The organism is Paenibacillus sp. J31P13 (assembly GCF_056269295.1).
This window is the reverse complement of the sequence record NZ_JBWDNR010000006.1, coordinates 246,474-264,620: the sequence shown is the minus strand read 5'-3', so window position 1 is coordinate 264,620 and position 18,147 is coordinate 246,474. Positions and strand designations below refer to the sequence as shown.

18 protein-coding genes are annotated in these 18,147 nt (G+C 43.8%); 2 read left to right on the top strand and 16 right to left on the bottom strand.

Translation table 11 applies throughout. From position 1 onward, the window contains the following. The first annotated feature begins 27 nt into the window (after positions 1-27). On the top strand, positions 28-759 hold the full coding sequence (locus AC0YOD_RS20960; protein ID WP_475801269.1) for a DUF2161 family putative PD-(D/E)XK-type phosphodiesterase: 732 nt from the start codon (positions 28-30) through the stop codon (positions 757-759). Here the strand turns inward: AC0YOD_RS20960 and AC0YOD_RS20955 are convergent. The 3 genes from AC0YOD_RS20955 to trmL form a co-directional block, all read right to left on the bottom strand. Then, complete coding sequence (locus AC0YOD_RS20955) at positions 743-1,939, bottom strand: aminotransferase-like domain-containing protein (protein ID WP_475801268.1); 1,197 nt, start codon at positions 1,937-1,939, stop codon at positions 743-745. The genes AC0YOD_RS20960 and AC0YOD_RS20955 overlap by 17 nt on opposite strands. A gap of 332 nt (positions 1,940-2,271) precedes the next feature. Then, positions 2,272-2,520, bottom strand: coding sequence for an AbrB/MazE/SpoVT family DNA-binding domain-containing protein (locus tag AC0YOD_RS20950; RefSeq protein ID WP_475801267.1), 249 nt, complete (start codon positions 2,518-2,520; stop codon positions 2,272-2,274). A 175-nt stretch (positions 2,521-2,695) separates the two neighbouring features. After that, complete coding sequence (gene trmL, locus AC0YOD_RS20945) at positions 2,696-3,160, bottom strand: tRNA (uridine(34)/cytosine(34)/5-carboxymethylaminomethyluridine(34)-2'-O)-methyltransferase TrmL (protein ID WP_475801266.1); 465 nt, start codon at positions 3,158-3,160, stop codon at positions 2,696-2,698. Positions 3,161-3,306: 146 nt separating this feature from the next. Between trmL and AC0YOD_RS20940 the strand changes: the two genes are divergently transcribed. Further along, the gene (locus AC0YOD_RS20940) at positions 3,307-4,023 is read left to right on the top strand and encodes a response regulator (RefSeq protein WP_475801265.1); all 717 of its coding nucleotides are present in this window, start codon (positions 3,307-3,309) and stop codon (positions 4,021-4,023) included. 84 nt (positions 4,024-4,107) lie between these two features. Here the strand turns inward: AC0YOD_RS20940 and serC are convergent, their stop codons facing one another. The 13 genes from serC to AC0YOD_RS20875 form a co-directional block, all read right to left on the bottom strand. Then, the gene (gene serC / locus AC0YOD_RS20935; protein ID WP_475801305.1) at positions 4,108-5,196 is read right to left on the bottom strand and encodes a 3-phosphoserine/phosphohydroxythreonine transaminase; all 1,089 of its coding nucleotides are present in this window, start codon (positions 5,194-5,196) and stop codon (positions 4,108-4,110) included. Positions 5,197-5,397: 201 nt separating this feature from the next. Further along, positions 5,398-6,822, bottom strand: coding sequence for a type I glutamate--ammonia ligase (glnA, locus tag AC0YOD_RS20930; protein ID WP_475801264.1), 1,425 nt, complete (start codon positions 6,820-6,822; stop codon positions 5,398-5,400). 246 nt (positions 6,823-7,068) lie between these two features. Next, positions 7,069-8,130, bottom strand: a complete 1,062-nt coding sequence (gene aroF / locus AC0YOD_RS20925) for a 3-deoxy-7-phosphoheptulonate synthase (RefSeq protein ID WP_475801263.1) — start codon at positions 8,128-8,130, stop codon at positions 7,069-7,071. 392 nt (positions 8,131-8,522) lie between these two features. Further along, positions 8,523-9,515, bottom strand: coding sequence for a 4-hydroxy-3-methylbut-2-enyl diphosphate reductase (locus AC0YOD_RS20920; protein WP_475801262.1), 993 nt, complete (start codon positions 9,513-9,515; stop codon positions 8,523-8,525). Positions 9,516-9,575: 60 nt separating this feature from the next. Next, on the bottom strand, positions 9,576-11,090 hold the full coding sequence (locus AC0YOD_RS20915; RefSeq protein ID WP_475801261.1) for a sensor histidine kinase: 1,515 nt from the start codon (positions 11,088-11,090) through the stop codon (positions 9,576-9,578). 4 nt (positions 11,091-11,094) lie between these two features. After that, a complete protein-coding gene (locus tag AC0YOD_RS20910) occupies positions 11,095-11,787 on the bottom strand; it encodes a response regulator transcription factor (protein WP_475801260.1) in 693 nt (230 codons plus the stop codon). A gap of 106 nt (positions 11,788-11,893) precedes the next feature. Continuing rightward, positions 11,894-13,570: a S1C family serine protease gene (locus tag AC0YOD_RS20905; RefSeq protein WP_475801259.1), complete on the bottom strand. Its 1,677-nt coding sequence runs from the start codon at positions 13,568-13,570 to the stop codon at positions 11,894-11,896. 189 nt (positions 13,571-13,759) lie between these two features. Then, positions 13,760-14,173: a YugN family protein gene (locus AC0YOD_RS20900; RefSeq protein WP_475801258.1), complete on the bottom strand. Its 414-nt coding sequence runs from the start codon at positions 14,171-14,173 to the stop codon at positions 13,760-13,762. Positions 14,174-14,252: 79 nt separating this feature from the next. Then, positions 14,253-14,918, bottom strand: coding sequence for a response regulator (locus tag AC0YOD_RS20895; protein ID WP_475801257.1), 666 nt, complete (start codon positions 14,916-14,918; stop codon positions 14,253-14,255). Between the two features lie 3 nt (positions 14,919-14,921). After that, positions 14,922-15,935: a sensor histidine kinase gene (locus AC0YOD_RS20890; protein ID WP_475801256.1), complete on the bottom strand. Its 1,014-nt coding sequence runs from the start codon at positions 15,933-15,935 to the stop codon at positions 14,922-14,924. A 20-nt stretch (positions 15,936-15,955) separates the two neighbouring features. Beyond that, positions 15,956-16,996: a cell wall-active antibiotics response protein LiaF gene (gene liaF / locus AC0YOD_RS20885; RefSeq protein WP_475801255.1), complete on the bottom strand. Its 1,041-nt coding sequence runs from the start codon at positions 16,994-16,996 to the stop codon at positions 15,956-15,958. Positions 16,997-17,358: 362 nt separating this feature from the next. Further along, on the bottom strand, positions 17,359-17,493 hold the full coding sequence (locus tag AC0YOD_RS20880) for a hypothetical protein (RefSeq protein ID WP_475801254.1): 135 nt from the start codon (positions 17,491-17,493) through the stop codon (positions 17,359-17,361). Positions 17,494-17,553: 60 nt separating this feature from the next. Next, complete coding sequence (locus AC0YOD_RS20875) at positions 17,554-18,117, bottom strand: 3D domain-containing protein (protein WP_475801253.1); 564 nt, start codon at positions 18,115-18,117, stop codon at positions 17,554-17,556. Positions 18,118-18,147 lie beyond the last annotated feature (30 nt).

The window sequence follows — 18,147 nt, the reverse complement described above, 5'->3', positions numbered from 1 at the left end:
TTGGTCTTGGGAAATCGGAAGGAGATTATGAACGTGGCTGTCGCACGCGAAGAAGAGCTTTACATACCTATAAAAAAACACTATGAGCAGCTTGGCTACATGGTCAAAAGCGAGGTGCTGCATTGTGATTTGGTGGCCATTCATTCCGAGAATTCGGAAACGATTATTGTCGAAATGAAAAAAACGTTCAACCTCGCCTTGCTGCTGCAAGGGATTGAACGTTTGCGTTTAAATAGCTATGTTGTGCTGGCAGTTGAGCGAAATCGAAAAAAAAGCGGCGCACATAATCAACGTTTCGGCGATCTAACCGAGCTTTGCCGTATGCTGGGACTCGGTTTTATGACCGTTACCTTTTATAAGACGAAGCCGCCAGTTATCGAAATGCTCTGCTCACCAGGCGATCCTCCGCAGCGCGGAGTGAAGCGCAAGAAGCAAGCTCAGCTGCTTATGGAGTTCAAGGAACGCAGCGGTGATTACAACGTTGGAGGCAGCACAGGACGCAAGCTCGTTACCGCATACCGTGAGAAGGCGCTGCGGTGCGCGTATGCCCTTAACTCAGCTGGACCGCTTGCTCCGAGAGAGGTCGCTGCTATAACCGGCTACAGCCGCAGCGGGACAACACTGCGCGATAACTACTACGGCTGGTTCGACCGAATCGGCCGAGGCAAATACAGCTTGCGTCCTGAAGGCGCTGCCGCACTAGTGGAATACAACGAAGTTATCTCCGAGTGGGTCGCTTCACTTAGCTCCTCGCAGTAAACTCTTCAATCGCTTCTACGAAACGCGCAACACCCTGCTTTGTGCGTTCACCTGTGTTATAGGTGTAATTCAGACGAGCTGTGTTGCGCTGCGCATTCTCCCCATAAAATGAACTGCCCGGTACGAATGCAACGCCCTTCTTAACCGCAGAACGCAGCAATGCTTCTGCATCCAAGCCATCTGGAAGCTGGAGCCATAGGAACATCCCGCCTTTTGGTTTTACCCATGATACATCCGGAATGGCTTGCTCTGTCAAAAGTTTATGCATTTCGAGCATCCGCTCGCCGTATGATTTAGAAATAACGCTAATATGCTCATCCAGATTAAAACCTTTGAGCAGCTGACTTAAAATTTGTTGATCCAGTGAGCTTGAGTGCAAATCAGCGGCTTGTTTCGCTTTCGCTACCATGCCGATTACTTTGCTGTCTCCGATAGCCCAGCCTGAACGAAGTGCAGGGGCAACCGTTTTGGAAAATGTGCTGGTATAAAATACAATCCCGTTCTCTACCTCGCCCGCTAGGGACAGCAATGTAGGGAAGTCTTCATTTTCGTCAAATTTAATATCGCCATATGGATCATCTTCTATAATAGGGATCTCATTTTGCTGACATAGCGCAAGCAGCTTAAGACGTCGCTCTAAGCTCCATACTCGGCCAGTCGGATTTCCGAATGTAGGCACTGCATATAACAGTCTAGGACGATGCTCACGAATTAATCGCTCTGCTTCTTCCGGGATAATTCCATCCTCATCGCTATCTACGGCTATAACTTTCAATCCATGCAAAGCAAATACTTGCAAGCTGGCCAAGTATGTCGGACGCTCAACAAGTATGGTATCACCTGGTTCCGTAAGCACGCCAACCAATAAATCAATGGCTTGCTGAGAGCCTGTAGTAAGAATCATTTGCTCCGGATTCACATTCATACCCTTAACGGCCATGCGCTCGCACAACTGCTCTCTAAGCGGCATATAGCCTTCCGTTAAACCATACTGCAAAACACTAGAACCAGCAGACAGTGCGCGATCTGCGGCTTCACGAACCGCTTGAACGGGGAACAGCTCCTCTGCAGGAAGCCCACCGGCAAACGAAATCATGTCTTTACCTTGTGTCAGCTTCAAAATATCTCTGACTGCTGAAGATTTCAACTGATTAACTCTAGATGAAAAACGATAATTCATAATACAATTCTCCTCCTCGCAAGCTTAAATGCTCGCTTTGCTTATATCTCTATGTTAACAATGTGTTCACAACTTTTAAAGTTTTCTTTTTTGTAATCGTTGGGTATAATAAAGACAGCTTATTGGAGGTGCGAGAAAAGATGAATTTTATTATTGTAATGACCGTATTTGCTTTGTTTATTACGGCGATGCTGACAAGCTCGTACAACGATGACAAGACTACCGGACTATAATTGATCAAACACTTATAGTCAAAAAAAGAAGCTTCCCGCAGAGCAAATTGCTCACCGCGGGAAGCTTCTTTTTCATTAAAATGGAGGTCAGATCTCCTATTAGCGGCTGATTACTGCCATTTCTTCCATACAAACTCCACATACATAGCGTTCTTTGAAGTCACTTACTTCATCAATTGAGCCGCAAAATACACATTTGGGACGGTAACGTTCCAAAATAATATGGTCACCTTGCACGAAAATTTCAACGGGATCGCCTTCATTCATCAAGTAACGCTTCCGTAATGATTTTGGAAGTACAATTCTACCTAGTTGGTCCACTTTCCTTACTACACCTGCTGGTTTCATCACTTTCACCTCTTCTGTGTCTGGTTTCGCAAGTATTTTTGAGAAACCTCTGCGTTATAGTCTTTCGATGAACCTTTGGCTTTTCCTTCTCAAATTATTAATTTCTTAATATCCTGCAATAAATGATTGCTTTACATCAAAAATATTCCATATTCTGAGATAAAAAGTTACAAAACTATCCAAGACCGGGAAAATCATTTTGTCTTAATGCTTCATACACAATAATTGCAGCCGAATTAGACAAATTAAGCGATCTAACATTGTCCGACATCGGCATTTTAATACATGTACCCAAATTTGCTTGGATTAACTCGGGTGGAAGTCCTTTTGTCTCTTTTCCGAACACAAAAAAGTCTCCATCAACGTATTCGAATGAAGAATACAGCTTTTGCGCCTTTGTACTGGCATAGAAAAAACGACCTTCCGGGAAAAGAGCAAGTACTTCGTCGAAAGAATCATGATATTCAACATGTACAGAATGCCAATAATCAAGACCCGCGCGTTTAAGCGTTCGATCATCCGTGTTGAAGCCGAGTGGTCTAACCAAATGCAGATGTGCTCCGGTTGCTGCGCATGTGCGCGCAATATTTCCTGTGTTTGCCGGTATTTCCGGTTCTACCAATACGATATGGAATGCCATTATATTAATTCACCTCTCATTCCGACTATTATACACGAAAATAAATATTTTTTTTACACAGGCTTTACGTACCATTAATCTAGTGCATAACATTCTCCTTCATAATGGGAAAAACGAAGAAAACAATGATGAAGGAGAGTTGAACCTTGCGAAAAAAAATATTGGTCGTCGATGACGAGCCTTCCATTTCCATGTTGATTGAATTTAATTTAAAACTGGCAGGCTACGATGTCCGCTGCGTGAATGATGGTGAAGCTGTTTTCGATATGCTAAAACCTTTTCGTCCTGATTTAATTGTCCTCGATCTCATGTTGCCCAAAATGGACGGAATTCAAGTATGCCGCGAGCTGCGCAAACAGAGCAACGCTGTTCCGATCGTCATGTTGACTGCTCTTCAAGGCGTATCGGACAGAATAGCGGGACTAGATAATGGCGCAGATGATTATATGACCAAACCATTTAGCCCGCAAGAGCTTGTATCACGTATAAAAGCAATTTTCCGGCGTCTTCAATCCTTGCCCGGCACTTCTGATCATACATCCTTTAATATTGGCCGCTTGCATGTGAAAGTGGAGCAGCGCGAGGTGCTCATTGACGGCAAGCTTATCGATTTAACACCAAAAGAATTTGAGCTCTTATTATTCCTGTGCCGCCACAGAAGCAAAGTACTTAGCCGCCAGCAGCTCCTGCAGGGAGTATGGGACTATCATTTTCTTGGCGATACTCGCATCGTTGACGTACACATTAGTCATTTGCGCGATAAGATTGAGAAAAACGCTCGTACACCAGAATACATTATGACTGTTCGCAATGTCGGATATAAGCTGCATGGCCCTCAAATTGCCGAGAGTTCATTCGCATAACAAACGAAAAACCGTCCTCCCCTTCTTCGCAGAAGGTGGAGGCGGTTTTTTGTTTGAATTACAATGAAACAGCTTTATATCTGATTAGCCATTTTTCTTTTGGAATTCATTCATAAATTGCGAAAGCGCCTGACAGCTTTCCAGAGGGACAGCATTGTAAGTCGATGCACGAAGGCCGCCTACATCTCGATGCCCCTTCAATCCTACAAAACCTTCTTGCTCTGATTCTTTAATGAATTTTTTCTCGAGCTCTTCACTGTGAATGCGGAATGTAATATTCATTTGCGAACGGCTTTGAGGCTGCGCGCAACCGATATAGAAGCCGCCGCTTCCATCAATAGCGTCATAGATTAGTTTTGTTTTGTCATAGTTGTATTGCTCTAATTGCGCTACGCCGCCTTTAGCTTTAATCCACTGCAGTACAAGGTTTACCATGTACACAGAGAAAGATGGAGGCGTGTTGTAAAGCGAAGAGCTCTTCACATGCGTATCGTATCTAAACATAGTCGGGATCGTTTTCGGGCTGTCTTTCGCAAGATCATCACGGATGATTACGACAGTAACACCCGATGGTCCTAGATTCTTTTGAGCGCCGGCATAGATCATGCCGAATTGACTTACATCAACGGGACGGCTCAGAATGTCGCTGGACATGTCTGCAATAAGCGGAATGTTTCCTGTGTTAGGAAATTCCTTAAATTGTGTTCCGCCAATTGTTTCATTCGATGTCAGGTGTAGATATGCTGCATTGTCCGGAACTACAATTTCCGACATTGTCGGCATACGCATGAATTTGTCAGACTCTGTAGTAGCCGCGACAGCTGTTTCTCCAACAAGCTTCGCTTCCTTCAGTGCTTTATCAGCCCATGCTCCTGTCATAACATAAGCGCCAGGTGCGCCAGGACGAGTCAAGTTCATTGGCAGCATAGCAAATTGCGTACTCGCACCGCCTTGCAGCAATAGGACGTGATAGTTGCTTGGAATATTAAATAATTCGCGCAGCAATGCTTGTGCATCATTATTTACTCCCTCATACAACGGGCTTCTATGTGACATTTCCATAATGGACATGCCTGCGCCTTGATAATCAACAAATTGCTCTTGTGCTTGCTTAAGTACCTCTAGTGGTATTGCAGCTGGTCCTGCATTAAAATTAAATGCTCGTGTCATAATCGGATACGCACCTCAGTTTCTATATAATTGATATCGTTATGATAGCAATTTTGGAGGATTGCATCAAGTGTAATCGTACGATCATCGAACAAAAAGTCGAACGTATGTCAATTTCTTTACAATAATCATTCGGATTTAGATATAAATATTACTTATAAATAAGAAAAAGGGTCCAAATTGGACCCTTTTTTGAATATTTGACTAGCAATCGTAGTATAGGCTGAATTCATGTGGATGAATACGAATCGCAACTGCTTTTGCTTCTTGACGTTTCACTGCAACGTAGTTATCGATAAAGTCTTTGGAGAATACGCCGCCTTCTGTCAAGAACTCGGAATCTGCTTCAAGAGCGTTAAGTGCTTCGTCAAGTGTTCCAGGAACGCTGCGAATCTCTTTTTTCTCTTCTTCTGGCAATTCATAGATGTTTTTGTCGAAAGGACCGTAGCCAAGAGCTACTGGATCAAGCTTACGCTTGATACCATCTAGACCTGCAAGCAGCATAGCTGCAAAAGCTAGGTAAGGGTTAGCTGTGTTGTCTGGTGTACGGAACTCAATACGACAGCCTTTTGGTGTTACTGCTGCAATCGGAATACGAACCGCTGCAGAACGGTTACCTTTAGAGAATACAAGGTTAACCGGTGCTTCATAGCCAGGAACAAGACGTTTGAATGAGTTCGTGCTTGGGTTTGTGATAGCAATCAATGCAGGAGCATGATAAAGCACGCCGCCAATGTAGTGCATTGCCATTTCACTTAGGTTTGCATAAGCGCCTTTGTCATAGAACAAAGGAGTGTCGCCATTGAAGATAGAAGCATGAACGTGCATACCGCTACCGTTGTCACCAAATAGCGGCTTCGGCATGAAAGTAGCCGTTTTTCCATATTGGCGAGCCGTATTGTGAATAATATATTTGAATTTCATAAGATTATCAGCTGTTTTAGTCAATGTATCAAAGCGGAAGTTAATTTCTGCTTGACCAGCAGTTGCTACTTCATGGTGATGACGTTCTACGCGAAGGCCTGATTCTTGCAATAGACGAACCATTTCGCTTCGAATATCTTGTTGGGAGTCAACTGGAGCTACTGGAACGTAGCCGCCTTTAACTGGAATTTTAGAACCTAGGTTTCCGCCTTCTTCTTTGCGGTTCGTATTCCAGCCAGCTTCTTCGGATTCAACAATATAGGAAGAAGAGTTCATGGAGCTTTCATAGCGAACTTCGTCGAAAATGAAGAATTCAGGTTCTGGTGCGAAAAATGCTGTCGTACCAATACCAGTTGTTTGAAGATATTCTTCAGCCTTCTGAGCGATACTGCGTGGATCACGGTCATAACGATCGCCCTCAGGTGTATGGATATTACACATAACGTTCAGTGTAGGATGATCAGTGAAAGGATCAATAAATACGGATTCTGTATCTGGCATCATAACCATGTCGGAATTCTCAATACCACGGAAACCATGGATAGAAGAACCGTCAAAAGCTACCCCGTTTACGAAAGTATCAGCATCAACCTCAGCAGCTGGAAGCGTGATGTGGTGTGCATGACCAAGAAGATCCACGAAGCGGAAATCTACAAACATGATGCTGTTTTCTTTAATATTGTCCAAAACGTTTTGAACTGACATTAATATTTCCTCCATTTCCGAACATTAGCGTAGTTTTGAACAAGTATTGTTCAATTATTGCTCCAAATCTATGTCGTTATTATAAAACTTGGCTTCAAACTCCGTCAATAGCTATGTCAGGTATTTTTTGTGTTCATGTCAGGTATACTCACAAGTTTGACCAAAAATTCACAAACGCCTAGAATTTGAACGCAAAAAAAAACCGTACAACCCTTATATATCAAGGTTGTACGGCTATTTTCTTTCTTATATCTTCCATTCCGCAAAAGCTTCAGCTGGTGCTTTAGGCGTATCAAATTGCTTCCCTACTATAGGTGCGAGCTGCTCTAACTGCTTCAATAAGTTAGCGAATTGATCTGGGAACAGGGATTGTACGCCATCTCCTGTCATCGAATTATCAGGATCGGTATGCATTTCTACGATCAAGCCGTTTGCTCCAGCAGCGACAGACGCCTTACACATCGGCTCTACTAGCTCACGTCGGCCTGTTCCATGGCTTGGATCTGATATAACCGGCAAATGGCTAAGCGATTGAAGCACAGGAATAGCTGTCAAATCTAATGTGTTACGCGTGTAGGTTTCAAATGTCCGTATTCCCCGCTCACAGAGCATAACATTTGGATTTCCGCCTGCCAAAATGTATTCAGCCGCATTCAAAAACTCATCATAGGTTGAACTGAAGCCCCTTTTCAGCAGCACAGGCGTCTGGATTGTACCCAGCTTGCGAAGCAAATCAAAGTTCTGCATATTACGTGTACCAACTTGGAGAATATCAGCATGCTCCGCACAGACATCAACATACTCTGGCGTCATAACCTCCGTAATCGTCAGCAAGCCATGTTTCTTGCCCGCCTCTGCCATCATGACAAGTCCTTCTACGCCGACCCCTTGGAAGCTGTAAGGACCTGTACGAGGCTTAAATGCGCCGCCTCTCAGTACTTGACCGCCTGCCGCTTTTACAAGCCTAGCAATCTCATCGATTTGCTCTGGTGTCTCAACTGCGCACGGACCGCCCATAATAACGAGGTTGCTGCCGCCGATTTTAACACCTTTAATATCAATAATCGTATCATCCGGATGAAAGTCACGGCTTGCTAGCTTGTATGATTTAGAAATTTTGATAACACTTTCTACACCTTTCATCTGACGCAAATGTTCGGCAAGTGTCGGTTCTGCACTTCCAATGATACCAATGACAGTCCGATCCGTTCCTCTTGATACGTGGGCTTGAACACCTGCTCTTTCAATATGCGCTACAATCTCGGCAATACGAGCTTCCTCAATTTTTGAATTTGTAATTACGATCATAGTAATCTCTCCTCAATATTTTTTAATATTTATTGTATTGGCGTAATCAATTCCCTAACACTATTGCCAACCAGCTCATTAAGCTGATGATTGATAACTTCGCACTGCAACGCTTATACGCTTTTCAGCTTTTATGCTTCTACGCTTTTATGCTTTTATTCGTTAAAGTAAATATACAAGGAAAGTTGGCTCCCGTCAACCCATTTTAGAAAAGTTTCTCCGATTACCATAAACAACCACGATTCATCGTGACGATGCAGGAAGTATTAAACTGTTCTGGGCATCAAGAGCCTGAAGTAGGGGTGAAATGCAAACAAACCGTAATCCCTATCATGCTAAATAACGGGGATTACGGTTATTCAAATTGCTGTAAGGATAGTAACGTAAACCGTCTACTCTATTTTCTCAGCGGTAGCAGTAGCAGTAGCCGCTTCTGCTGGTACGGATTTGACACGAATGTTAGGTAATAGCTTGCTCATATTAACGGTACGCTTTATTTCCCATGTAGCAGCGTTATTATGATCGTATTGCTCCAAATAGGTAATAACCTCTTTGGTCAACGGCGTAGGAGTCGAAGCGCCGGATGTAACCGCAACGCGGTCAACCCCCTTCAGCCACTCCTGCTTGATTTCAGATACATCAGATACTCTGTACGCTGTAACACCTGCGATTTCTTCTGAAACCTGTGCCAGACGATTAGAGTTATTGCTTCTAGGATCTCCAACTACGATACATAGCTGCGCTTCTCCCGCTTGATCAGCAACCGCTTCTTGTCGAACCTGTGTCGCCAAGCAGATTTCATTGTGGACCTCTGCTGTAGGGAATCGCTCTAGCAATCGAGCAATAATATGACGGATATCCCACTGCGACATCGTCGTTTGGTTCGTAATAATAATTTTGCCTTCCGGGATAATGAGCGAAGCAATATCTTCCTCACGCTCAATAAGATGCACCATATCCGGCGCAACGCCTATCGCACCCTCTGGCTCAGGATGATCCTTCTTGCCGATATAAATAATATGATAGCCTTCTGCAGTCTTCGAGCTAATCAAGTCATGCGTCTTTGTCACATCAGGACAAGTTGCATCCACAACAGAGAGACCCTTCTCACGAGCACGCTGACGCACCTCTGGCGATACGCCGTGTGCAGTGAATATAACAGTTCCTGAATCTATTTGATCCAAGATGTCTAAACGGTTCGCACCGTCAAGCGTAATAACGCCTGCCTGCTCGAAAGCTTCTGTTACATGAGCATTATGAACAATCATGCCTAAAATATATATAGGACGTGGAAGCTCCAAGTCTTTGGCTGTTTGCAACGCAAGAACCATAGCGTCAACAACACCGTAACAGTAGCCGCGTGGAGATATTTTAACAATTTCCAATTCATGCACCTTCTTTCTGAGGAGATACGATATCCTTATATTGTATACTATCATTAATTATTATGGTTTCATTTCATCCATAACTACTATTATAGACGAATCAGACGTGTCCGCAAAGCTTATCGGAAGCCAGATTGTGAACATCGTGCCATTTCCTTCACTCGTCATAACTTCCACAGAGCCCTGATGCTCATCAATGATCCATTTGGCAATGGATAATCCAAGCCCTGTTCCTACCGTTACGCCCCTAGATTCATCAGCACGATAGAATCGATCGAAGATATGCGGAATCTCTTCCGGATTCATTCCGATCCCCGTGTCCTCAATGACAAACCCGATTTGGTCCTCATTGCGTATTGCCCGCAGCTCAATATAGCCCTCTTCTGTATATTTAAAGGCGTTCTCAATAAATATGAATAAAAGCTGCTGCAAATAATTATGATTTGCTGAAACCCGAATCCCTTCCAGCGCGGAAAGGTCGCCAACCCGCCACATAGCAGTCCTAGGGAGCAGCTGCGCTCTGCGCACAACTTCTTCTGTCAGAGGCAGGAGATCAAGCGGTGTTTTCTCCATCGTATATCCTGCATCCGCTCTAGCAAGAGCAAGCAAATCATTAACGAGCGTACTCATACGCTTCGCCTCGTCGGAAATGTCTCTCATCGCTTCCTTCGATAAATCCCAGCGATCATTATCGAGCGGCAGCCATTCCCCGCTCTCCGTGTTTAAGTTGGTTTCCTTAACCTTCGTCCACATCCGCTCCAGCAAATCGATATTGCCGCGGATCGTTGTCAAAGGTGTCCTCAGCTCATGTGATGCATCAGAAACGAATCTCCGCTGCGCCTTATAGGCCTCATTGAGTTCATTGTAAGCCATCTCCAAGCGAGAGAGCATCATATTCAGTGTGCTTACCAGCTTACCGACCTCATCCTTCGGTCCCAGAGCTGGAATACGCACGCTGAGATCAGATCCATATTCAATCTGCTCTGTAGCACGTATGACGCGTTCAATGGGACGAAGCGCCTGCCTCGCAATGAATAACCCCACTGTAAATGCAATCAAGACAACAATTAGTGATGAGAAAATAAGAATGGTACGCAAGCCGCCCAGAAATCTTTCTTCATTGTTTACGAATACAGCTACTTGAACTAATCCTAACAATTCATTGTCCAACTCAACGGGACGCTGATAGACGAGCATGACATATTTATAGTTTTCAATTTCAACGTTGGTTTTCACAAACCGATGCTTTGGATTCGTTTTTGCGTCAGGATAAGGAATGACAAATTGAGACGGAAAGTTGGTTGAATGCTTAACTACGCCTTCCTTATAATTAACCAATTGAATATACATATCTTTTTTATCAACCCGAAAATTCGGTCCTACAAACAGATCCAACGTCTGGTCAAGAAATTTTGCACCAATAATATCAATTTTACTGTCCTGTGCCTTGATCTGCTCTTTAATCTCTGCATACGTATTCCAGTTAACAAAAAAGTAAATACAAATGCCGAATACGATCATCGTAACGGCAAGCAAGCTTGAATACCATAAGGTTAGACGGAGCCGAATGGACATAATGCTACCCCGCCTCTCCGCGAAGCACATAGCCAGTGCCGCGCACTGTTTGTATTAAACGATTTTTCCCGCCATCCTCTACCTTCTGCCGAAGCATGGCAATATAAACCTCAAGCACATTGGATTCACCGCTAAAGTCATAGCCCCAAATTTTTTCCATAATGGAGTCACGCGTAAGAACGCGGCGCGGATTTTGCATGAATAGAAGCAGCAAATCATATTCTTTGGAAGTTAGCTCGATCCGTCGTCCGGAGCGAATCGCTTCTCTAGCATCCATATCCAAAATCAAATCCTCATAGAGCAGCTGGTTGCTGTGTTGTCCAACTGCTTCCGTCTTACGTCTCAGCATTGCCCGCGTACGAGCGAGCAGCTCCTCAAGCGCAAACGGCTTAACCAAATAGTCATCCGCTCCTAGATCAAGCCCTTTCACACGGTCATTGATATCATCCTTAGCGGTAAGCATCATGATTGGAACCGTGCTGCCGCTCTCGCGAACACGGCGGCAAACCTCCCATCCATCAACCTGAGGCATCATAACATCAAGTATAAGCAGATCAGGTTCAGTCTTAAGCAATACCTTTAGACCTTCCAATCCATTGGAGGCAGTCGTTACTTCATAACCCTCGAAGGCTAGGCTTCTCCGAAGCAAAGATATAATTTTCTCATCATCATCAACTACTACGATATGCTGTCTCATAAGCTTGTCTCCTCCATTTGCAGCAAAAAACGCAGAGCTTCCTGTCTCTCTGCGTTTTTCTTTTAATTGTACATGTTTTTTTGCTTATTCATGCTCTGTTAAACCATTAACCAGCATTAAACGTATTTTTATCTCCGATTTTCACTTCAATATTTACTGATTCACCTTTACGTATAATATTGAATTGTACCTTGTCATCTACATTTTTCGCTTGAATTGCAGCAATCAGTTTCTCCATCGTAGCATATTTCTTACCATCTATGCCCGTGATTACATCAAATTGCTGAATGCCTGCCAAATAGGCCGGAGAATTATAATAGACGGTACGAACAATTGAACCTTCTACTTTTTCCATTCCTAATTGCTTAGCAATTGCATCTGATACATTTGAAAGCTCTGCTCCAATAAATGGAACGGCTGGCTTAGGAATATCTTTATTATTTTTCAAGTTATCAATTACACCTTGAATGGTGCTGGTCGGTATCGCAAAGCCAATACCTTGCGCTTGCGAGCTTACAGCGGTATTAATACCTACAACCTCACCATTTACATTAAGCAGCGGGCCGCCGGAATTCCCAGGGTTAATGGAAGCATCGGTTTGCAATAAATGCTCATATTTACGCTCACCAGCCGTATCCTGAATATCAATTGGACGTTCCTTCGCGCTTAGAACCCCTACTGTTACCGTATGATCGAAGCCATATGGATTCCCAATAGCAACCACCCAGTCTCCGATGTTGATATCGTCAGAGTTGCCTAGCGGCAGGGTAGGAAATTCCTTAGTACCTGTTATTTTAAGTACCGCAAGATCCAGCTCATAGCTTGATCCCAGCAATTCGGCAGTAAACGGCTCATCATAGCCTTGAACAATGACTTTGATCTGATCCGAATCGCCAATAACATGTTGATTGGTCAAAATATAACCGGAAGCATCGAAGAAGAATCCAGTTCCGATTCCTGATTGCTGCATTTGATCCTTCTCGCCTTGTTGACCTTGCTGAGGCTGAGTCGTATCCGGATAGCTGTCCCCGAAGAATTGACGGAAGAACGAGTCATCCAGCATCGAACCGCCGCTATTTTGCTTTGCCGTATTGACAAATGTTTCAATTTTAACAACTGCCGGACTTGATTTTTCAAATAGCTGAGCAATGTTATCCGGTCTAGCTGCTACTGTATTCGCTGAAGAACTGCCGTTCGTTCCCGCTATCGAAGCCGACGAACCATTCGATCCGCTTGATTGTGTTGTCGCTGTTACACTTTGTTCTCCCGTAAACCAGTTATTCAAATCTGCCGTATACATCAATAATCCAACTACGATTACGCCAGAAAGAAATGACAAGAAAATAGCTTTAAAAGATGTACGTCGCTGCTCTCTCACCTGCCATCCACCCTTAGGTGACTGAGCAGAAGGAGTAAATGTTCTAATCTGTGATTGCTGAGGCGCTCTTGGCGTTACTTGTTCTGTGAATTGGGGCTGCGTGCTGCTCGGCTCCTGTTGGCGAGGTGCTTCTGCTCTCGCTCCAGTATTGCCGTATGGCTCATCTTGTATCAACTGCGGCTGCTCACTAGCAGTCGGTTGTTTGGATTGATTCCCACCTTCTGTCGGATTAGCCTTATAGGGTCCGTAAGAATAGTAGTAGGAAGGCTTAGCTGCCTGTTCCTGTGATTCAGATCCTGCATCATACTGCGAAACCGATTCATTCTCCTTATTTTCAGGAGCGTTTTGCTCTTCATTATTTTTCTTGAAAAAATCATCATAATCTTTTTTGTTTTGATCATCCATACAGGTTCTCCTCCTTGGATCGTATACCATTCATGCTTTTAATAGCCTATTATCGGGCTGCATGCTATTTGATTTATCTCTATCATGCACATTCTACCTTAAAACAATCTTAAAAGGAATTTAAACAGAAATAAAAAAACGCTCCCAATGTAACTTTTGGCAGCGTTTTTTTGACTTCATAACCTATAATCAGTTTGGAAACAGCTGCTCCACTTCATGAAGCAATCCCTTGCCGCGTTCCACCCACTCGGTCTCTACATCAGCATCTGGGTCAGTCGGCGCTTGAAATTGATCAAACAATGCTCCCGCTACGCGAACAGATGCTTCCGGGTCATTTCCTTCACGATAGAGATGCTTCAGCACATAGGGGGTCCCAAGCTTAATGACTGCATCCGTATCAGCCGCTTCATTGTCTATATTGCCGTTGATAACCTCAAACGGAATGCGGAGCCATACCTTCTGTGCTTCATCCAGAGAACGGTCAAAGGAGCCACTATCATAATCCCAGTTGCCGCCAAGCGAAAACTGCTTACTTTCCAAAAGATCCTTGGTTTCCAAAAACTGCTGCTCCCGTGACTCAAGCACGGATGAGATCGGTATCATGACGGTTACTCCTTTATGCTAGCTCTCAAATTGACTGTTCGCTAGGTTCTAGTAGGTAGTATTCCCATCATTCCTCCATTTATGTGCGATTTGCCCAGCCTTTGCGATGAGCAAGCACCGCAAGCTGCGTTCGGTCTTCCAGCTCGCACTTCATCAGCAGGTTGCTAACATGTGTTTTTACGGTTTTCACACTTATATGAAGCTCTTCCGCTATCTCCTTGTTGGACTGACCGTCCGCAATGAGCAGAAGCACTTCCTTCTCCCGCTCCGTCAAGCCTTCGTGACCGGATTGTGTTGTACGTTGTCTCAATCCTCTTGTTAAGGCCTGAGACACATCCTGTGTCATGACTGGCATCCCTTTGAACGCTCCGCTAATCGCATAGATTAGCTCCTCCGCGGATACCGTTTTGAGCACATAGCTAACCGCGCCCGCTTCAATTGCACCATACACCTTATCATCCTCAAGAAAGCTTGTCAGCATCACAATTTTCATATTCGGATACCTAGCCATAATCATTCTTGTCGCTTCAATTCCATCTATTCCTGGCATCATTAAATCCATTAATATAATATCAGGAAGGCTGTCCTCAGAAAATGAAGCAAGTGAATCAAATGCCGATTGTCCGTCGCTTGCTTCGGCAGTTACCTGAAACTTCGGTTCGAGCATTAAATAAGTCCGCAAGCCGGTCCTTACCATATCATGGTCATCTACGATCATTATATTTATTTGATCTGGTTTACTCATCATTTAAGTTCTCCCTCGTAACAATTTAGGAATCATAACCTTTACTCGCGTTCCGCTTCCAGGCTTGCTCCATATTTCCGCCGTCCCGCCGAGCTTTTGTGCTCGTTCCTGCATCGTAGATAAGCCATAGGAGCCGCGCTTCACTCCATCAGGTTTAAATCCTGCACCATCATCCTGCAAAACCATCACTACTTGCCTCTCATTCTCTGAAAGCGTTAAGGTACAGCCTTTGGCTTCCGCATGCTTCACTATATTGGCCATTCCTTCTTGGGCGATAAGAAACAACTGATGCTCCTTTGCTTCAGAAAGTTCATCCTTCAAGCGCCATTCCAGCTCGCCTTGGAGATGATTTTGTCTGCAATAATCAGGAAACCATTTATCCAGTGCTTCATATAAGGTTCGTCCTTCAAGCTCCATCGGACGCAACTGTGCTATAAAATTACGCATTTGCTTCTGTGCCAAATTTGACATCTGTACAAGCTGATCCAATACGGAATCAGCTCTCTCCCGATCAACCTTTTGCAGTTTAGGCAAAGAAGACGCGCACATGTGAATGGCAAAAAGCTGCTGGCTTACCGTGTCATGCAAATCTCTGGCAAGACGCTTGCGCTCCTCCAAAACGGCAGCTTCATTAGAAGCTGATTCGGTCATGACATGTTCTTCCCCCTGCTTTTGCAGCAGCTTCATCTTCTCTTCCATTTGCTCTGCAAGCACATTGAATTCACGATAAGCTTCGATAAAAGAATTATGGCCGCCTTCAATAATTCGAACGCCGTAGTTTCCGTTGGAAATTTGTTTTAGTGATAAATGAAGGGTATCAATCCGTCTTCCTATTCGCTGCGCTGCCCAATAGCCGAATGCCGCGCTCACGAGCAGGAAGACGGAGCCTGCCGCTAGGCGTGCTTCCGTCTTTCCCGTTTCATGTATTAATGCATTCCAGGTCAACCATCCTGAAATAACGGATATTGCGGATGAGAGGACGAACATGCCAATTAATTCCCACTTACCACTTCTCAAAAAACGGACCATCATGAGAATCACCCTACCTTCGTTACACGCACGTCGCCAATGAATGTACTAACAATCAGCTTGATTTTTTTGTCTACTTCTCCATAATGAGGCGATTGAATATTAATATTTGTAAATAAACCGCCTTCCTTCTGACCAAGTATTTTGACATCGCCGATAAAAGCGCTGGATATGACTTGAACGCCTACCTCGAAATCATTTGGTACATAAACCTTGACATCCCCTATAAAGGAAGAGATGTGGATTCTAGTTTCGCCCGATGAAACCTGTGCCTTCGTCAAGTCCAGAACCGTGTCACCGATAAAATGTGAGATATTAAGCGGCTTTAGATCCCAATAGTCATGACCGATATGAATATCCCCAATAAAGCCTGAACGCGTCTGCGCACTGGAGTCGCCATGATTCCACCATTCTACATGCTCCTTGTGATTCCTTTTCCATTCATGAGCATTTTTCTTATAATCTGCTTTATATTGCTGCTTCCAATCTTTATAATCCTTTTTATATGTCGAATGCATTTTATCTTGGTTATAGTCCCCGTTCGTTTGTTTCCCTTCTTGCTCGTTCATTTCTTTCTTTAAATTCACCACACTGGACGGCTCTTGTGTAGGGTCGGGATGCAGCGGTGGCGCAGGTGGAACGGATGCTTCATCCTCAAAAGGTCTATACGATTTCCAATCCTCTTCGGGAGGCTCCTGATTTTTGGATTTAGGCCGCAAAATTAACTTAATGCCGACCAAAATAATGACAGCAGGCCACATATAAGAGATGAGATCTCCTATCGACCATGTGAACCATTCCAAGTTTCTTCCAAGAAAGGTACAACCAATCAATACAACGATTGCTCCCCACCATCCCGATCCAGCACCTTGCGAGCAACCGAACAGCAGCCCTCTTAAACCGACAATAATAAGAATGACCGGCCAATACGTCGAGAATAAGTATCCTATATCTATGGTCACATGACCCATTTGCCTAAGCAGAAATAATACGCCAATTCCAATAATGATTAAACCGGTAAATAACCGATTACCAAAGTTTCTATTCATGCAGCATCAACTCCCTATGGTCCCAGTCATATTTGATAATCTTAGTATAGCGGACAATAGAAAGTAGAAAAAGGGACGACCGATTGAACTTGATATCAGCCTTAAGACTGAGTAGATGTTTTTTTTATCCAATTAATCGCTGATACATGTTATAAAATATCACGCGAATCATAGACTTAGTTCATTTTGATTAATTAAATGGAGCAATTTATATAATAAAAACCGTCTAGGCGCTGATTGCCTTGACGGTTTCTATTAAATGCCAATTAATCATTAATACCTCATTTACACTATACAGCAAAAGGAAAGAGGAACAGCTGGAGCTGTTCCTCTTTGTTATGTTTCGATTTCATTGTAAGCTGTTATTTTTCAGCTTTTTGATTAGCTGTGTTATTCGCCTGCTTACCAGCAGCATTGTTTTGGCTCAATTCATTAGAGAATTCTGCATTAAATTTGTTGTTTTGCGCTGCATTGTTATTTTTTTTGTTTTTAGCCATCGTAATCACCTCCTGGTTCAACATTAGTATGGCAATCTTGCCATCTATTATTCGAGGTTTTTACGATTCTAAATAAGTTTGCGGGATTGGTTTTCCCGCTTCAATCGCTAAGTTGATTTTGTTCAGCCATGCTTGTGAAAGCTTGCCCGTTCCCATTCGAAGTACCTGAACATCAACCGTACGCTTACCCCACTGCTCATACACCTGCTTAATCGTTTCGAAATACAAATCAATTTTATTCCCTTTTATAGCTGAGCCTGTATCAGCTACTACGCCATATCCGTAACCGGGAATATAAAGCAGCGTTCCGATCGGAAACAGCCTTGTATCAGCAGCAATCGTTGATACCTGATCCCTTCGGACCTTAACACCCGAGAATGTAATGCCATATTGCGGGTGGCCTGGACGTTTTCCTGTCGATTCCACGCCTGCTGTATAGCCTGTTGCGATCACCTTCACGGTCTCAGGTTGATCTTTATTTTCCTGCTGCGCTCGAACTGCTGGTTTATGATTGCTCGCTTCTGCGAGCTCCGAATAGCTAGGTATATTTAAACCAATCGTAATGGCAAAGATGAGCAGCAAAGCAGGTATAACCTTTTTGAAATAAAAAAAGCTTGTAACCATCTGGGTACTTCCTCCTCAGAAGAATAATAC

What these genes read in the sequence shown, in the direction of transcription:
- AC0YOD_RS20895 (WP_475801257.1), bottom strand. Translation starts at nt 14,918, where the DNA reads ATGAGTAAACCAGATCAAATAAATATAATGATCGTAGATGACCATGAT.
- AC0YOD_RS20905 (WP_475801259.1), bottom strand. Translation starts at nt 13,570, where the DNA reads ATGGATGATCAAAACAAAAAAGATTATGATGATTTTTTCAAGAAAAAT.
- AC0YOD_RS20880 (WP_475801254.1), bottom strand. Translation starts at nt 17,493, where the DNA reads ATGGCTAAAAACAAAAAAAATAACAATGCAGCGCAAAACAACAAATTT.
- AC0YOD_RS20955 (WP_475801268.1), bottom strand. Translation starts at nt 1,939, where the DNA reads ATGAATTATCGTTTTTCATCTAGAGTTAATCAGTTGAAATCTTCAGCA.
- trmL (WP_475801266.1), bottom strand. Translation starts at nt 3,160, where the DNA reads ATGGCATTCCATATCGTATTGGTAGAACCGGAAATACCGGCAAACACA.
- AC0YOD_RS20960 (WP_475801269.1), top strand. Translation starts at nt 28, where the DNA reads ATGAACGTGGCTGTCGCACGCGAAGAAGAGCTTTACATACCTATAAAA.
- glnA (WP_475801264.1), bottom strand. Translation starts at nt 6,822, where the DNA reads ATGTCAGTTCAAAACGTTTTGGACAATATTAAAGAAAACAGCATCATG.
- AC0YOD_RS20910 (WP_475801260.1), bottom strand. Translation starts at nt 11,787, where the DNA reads ATGAGACAGCATATCGTAGTAGTTGATGATGATGAGAAAATTATATCT.
- AC0YOD_RS20875 (WP_475801253.1), bottom strand. Translation starts at nt 18,117, where the DNA reads ATGGTTACAAGCTTTTTTTATTTCAAAAAGGTTATACCTGCTTTGCTG.
- AC0YOD_RS20900 (WP_475801258.1), bottom strand. Translation starts at nt 14,173, where the DNA reads ATGATACCGATCTCATCCGTGCTTGAGTCACGGGAGCAGCAGTTTTTG.
- AC0YOD_RS20950 (WP_475801267.1), bottom strand. Translation starts at nt 2,520, where the DNA reads ATGAAACCAGCAGGTGTAGTAAGGAAAGTGGACCAACTAGGTAGAATT.
- liaF (WP_475801255.1), bottom strand. Translation starts at nt 16,996, where the DNA reads ATGAATAGAAACTTTGGTAATCGGTTATTTACCGGTTTAATCATTATT.
- aroF (WP_475801263.1), bottom strand. Translation starts at nt 8,130, where the DNA reads ATGATCGTAATTACAAATTCAAAAATTGAGGAAGCTCGTATTGCCGAG.
- AC0YOD_RS20915 (WP_475801261.1), bottom strand. Translation starts at nt 11,090, where the DNA reads ATGTCCATTCGGCTCCGTCTAACCTTATGGTATTCAAGCTTGCTTGCC.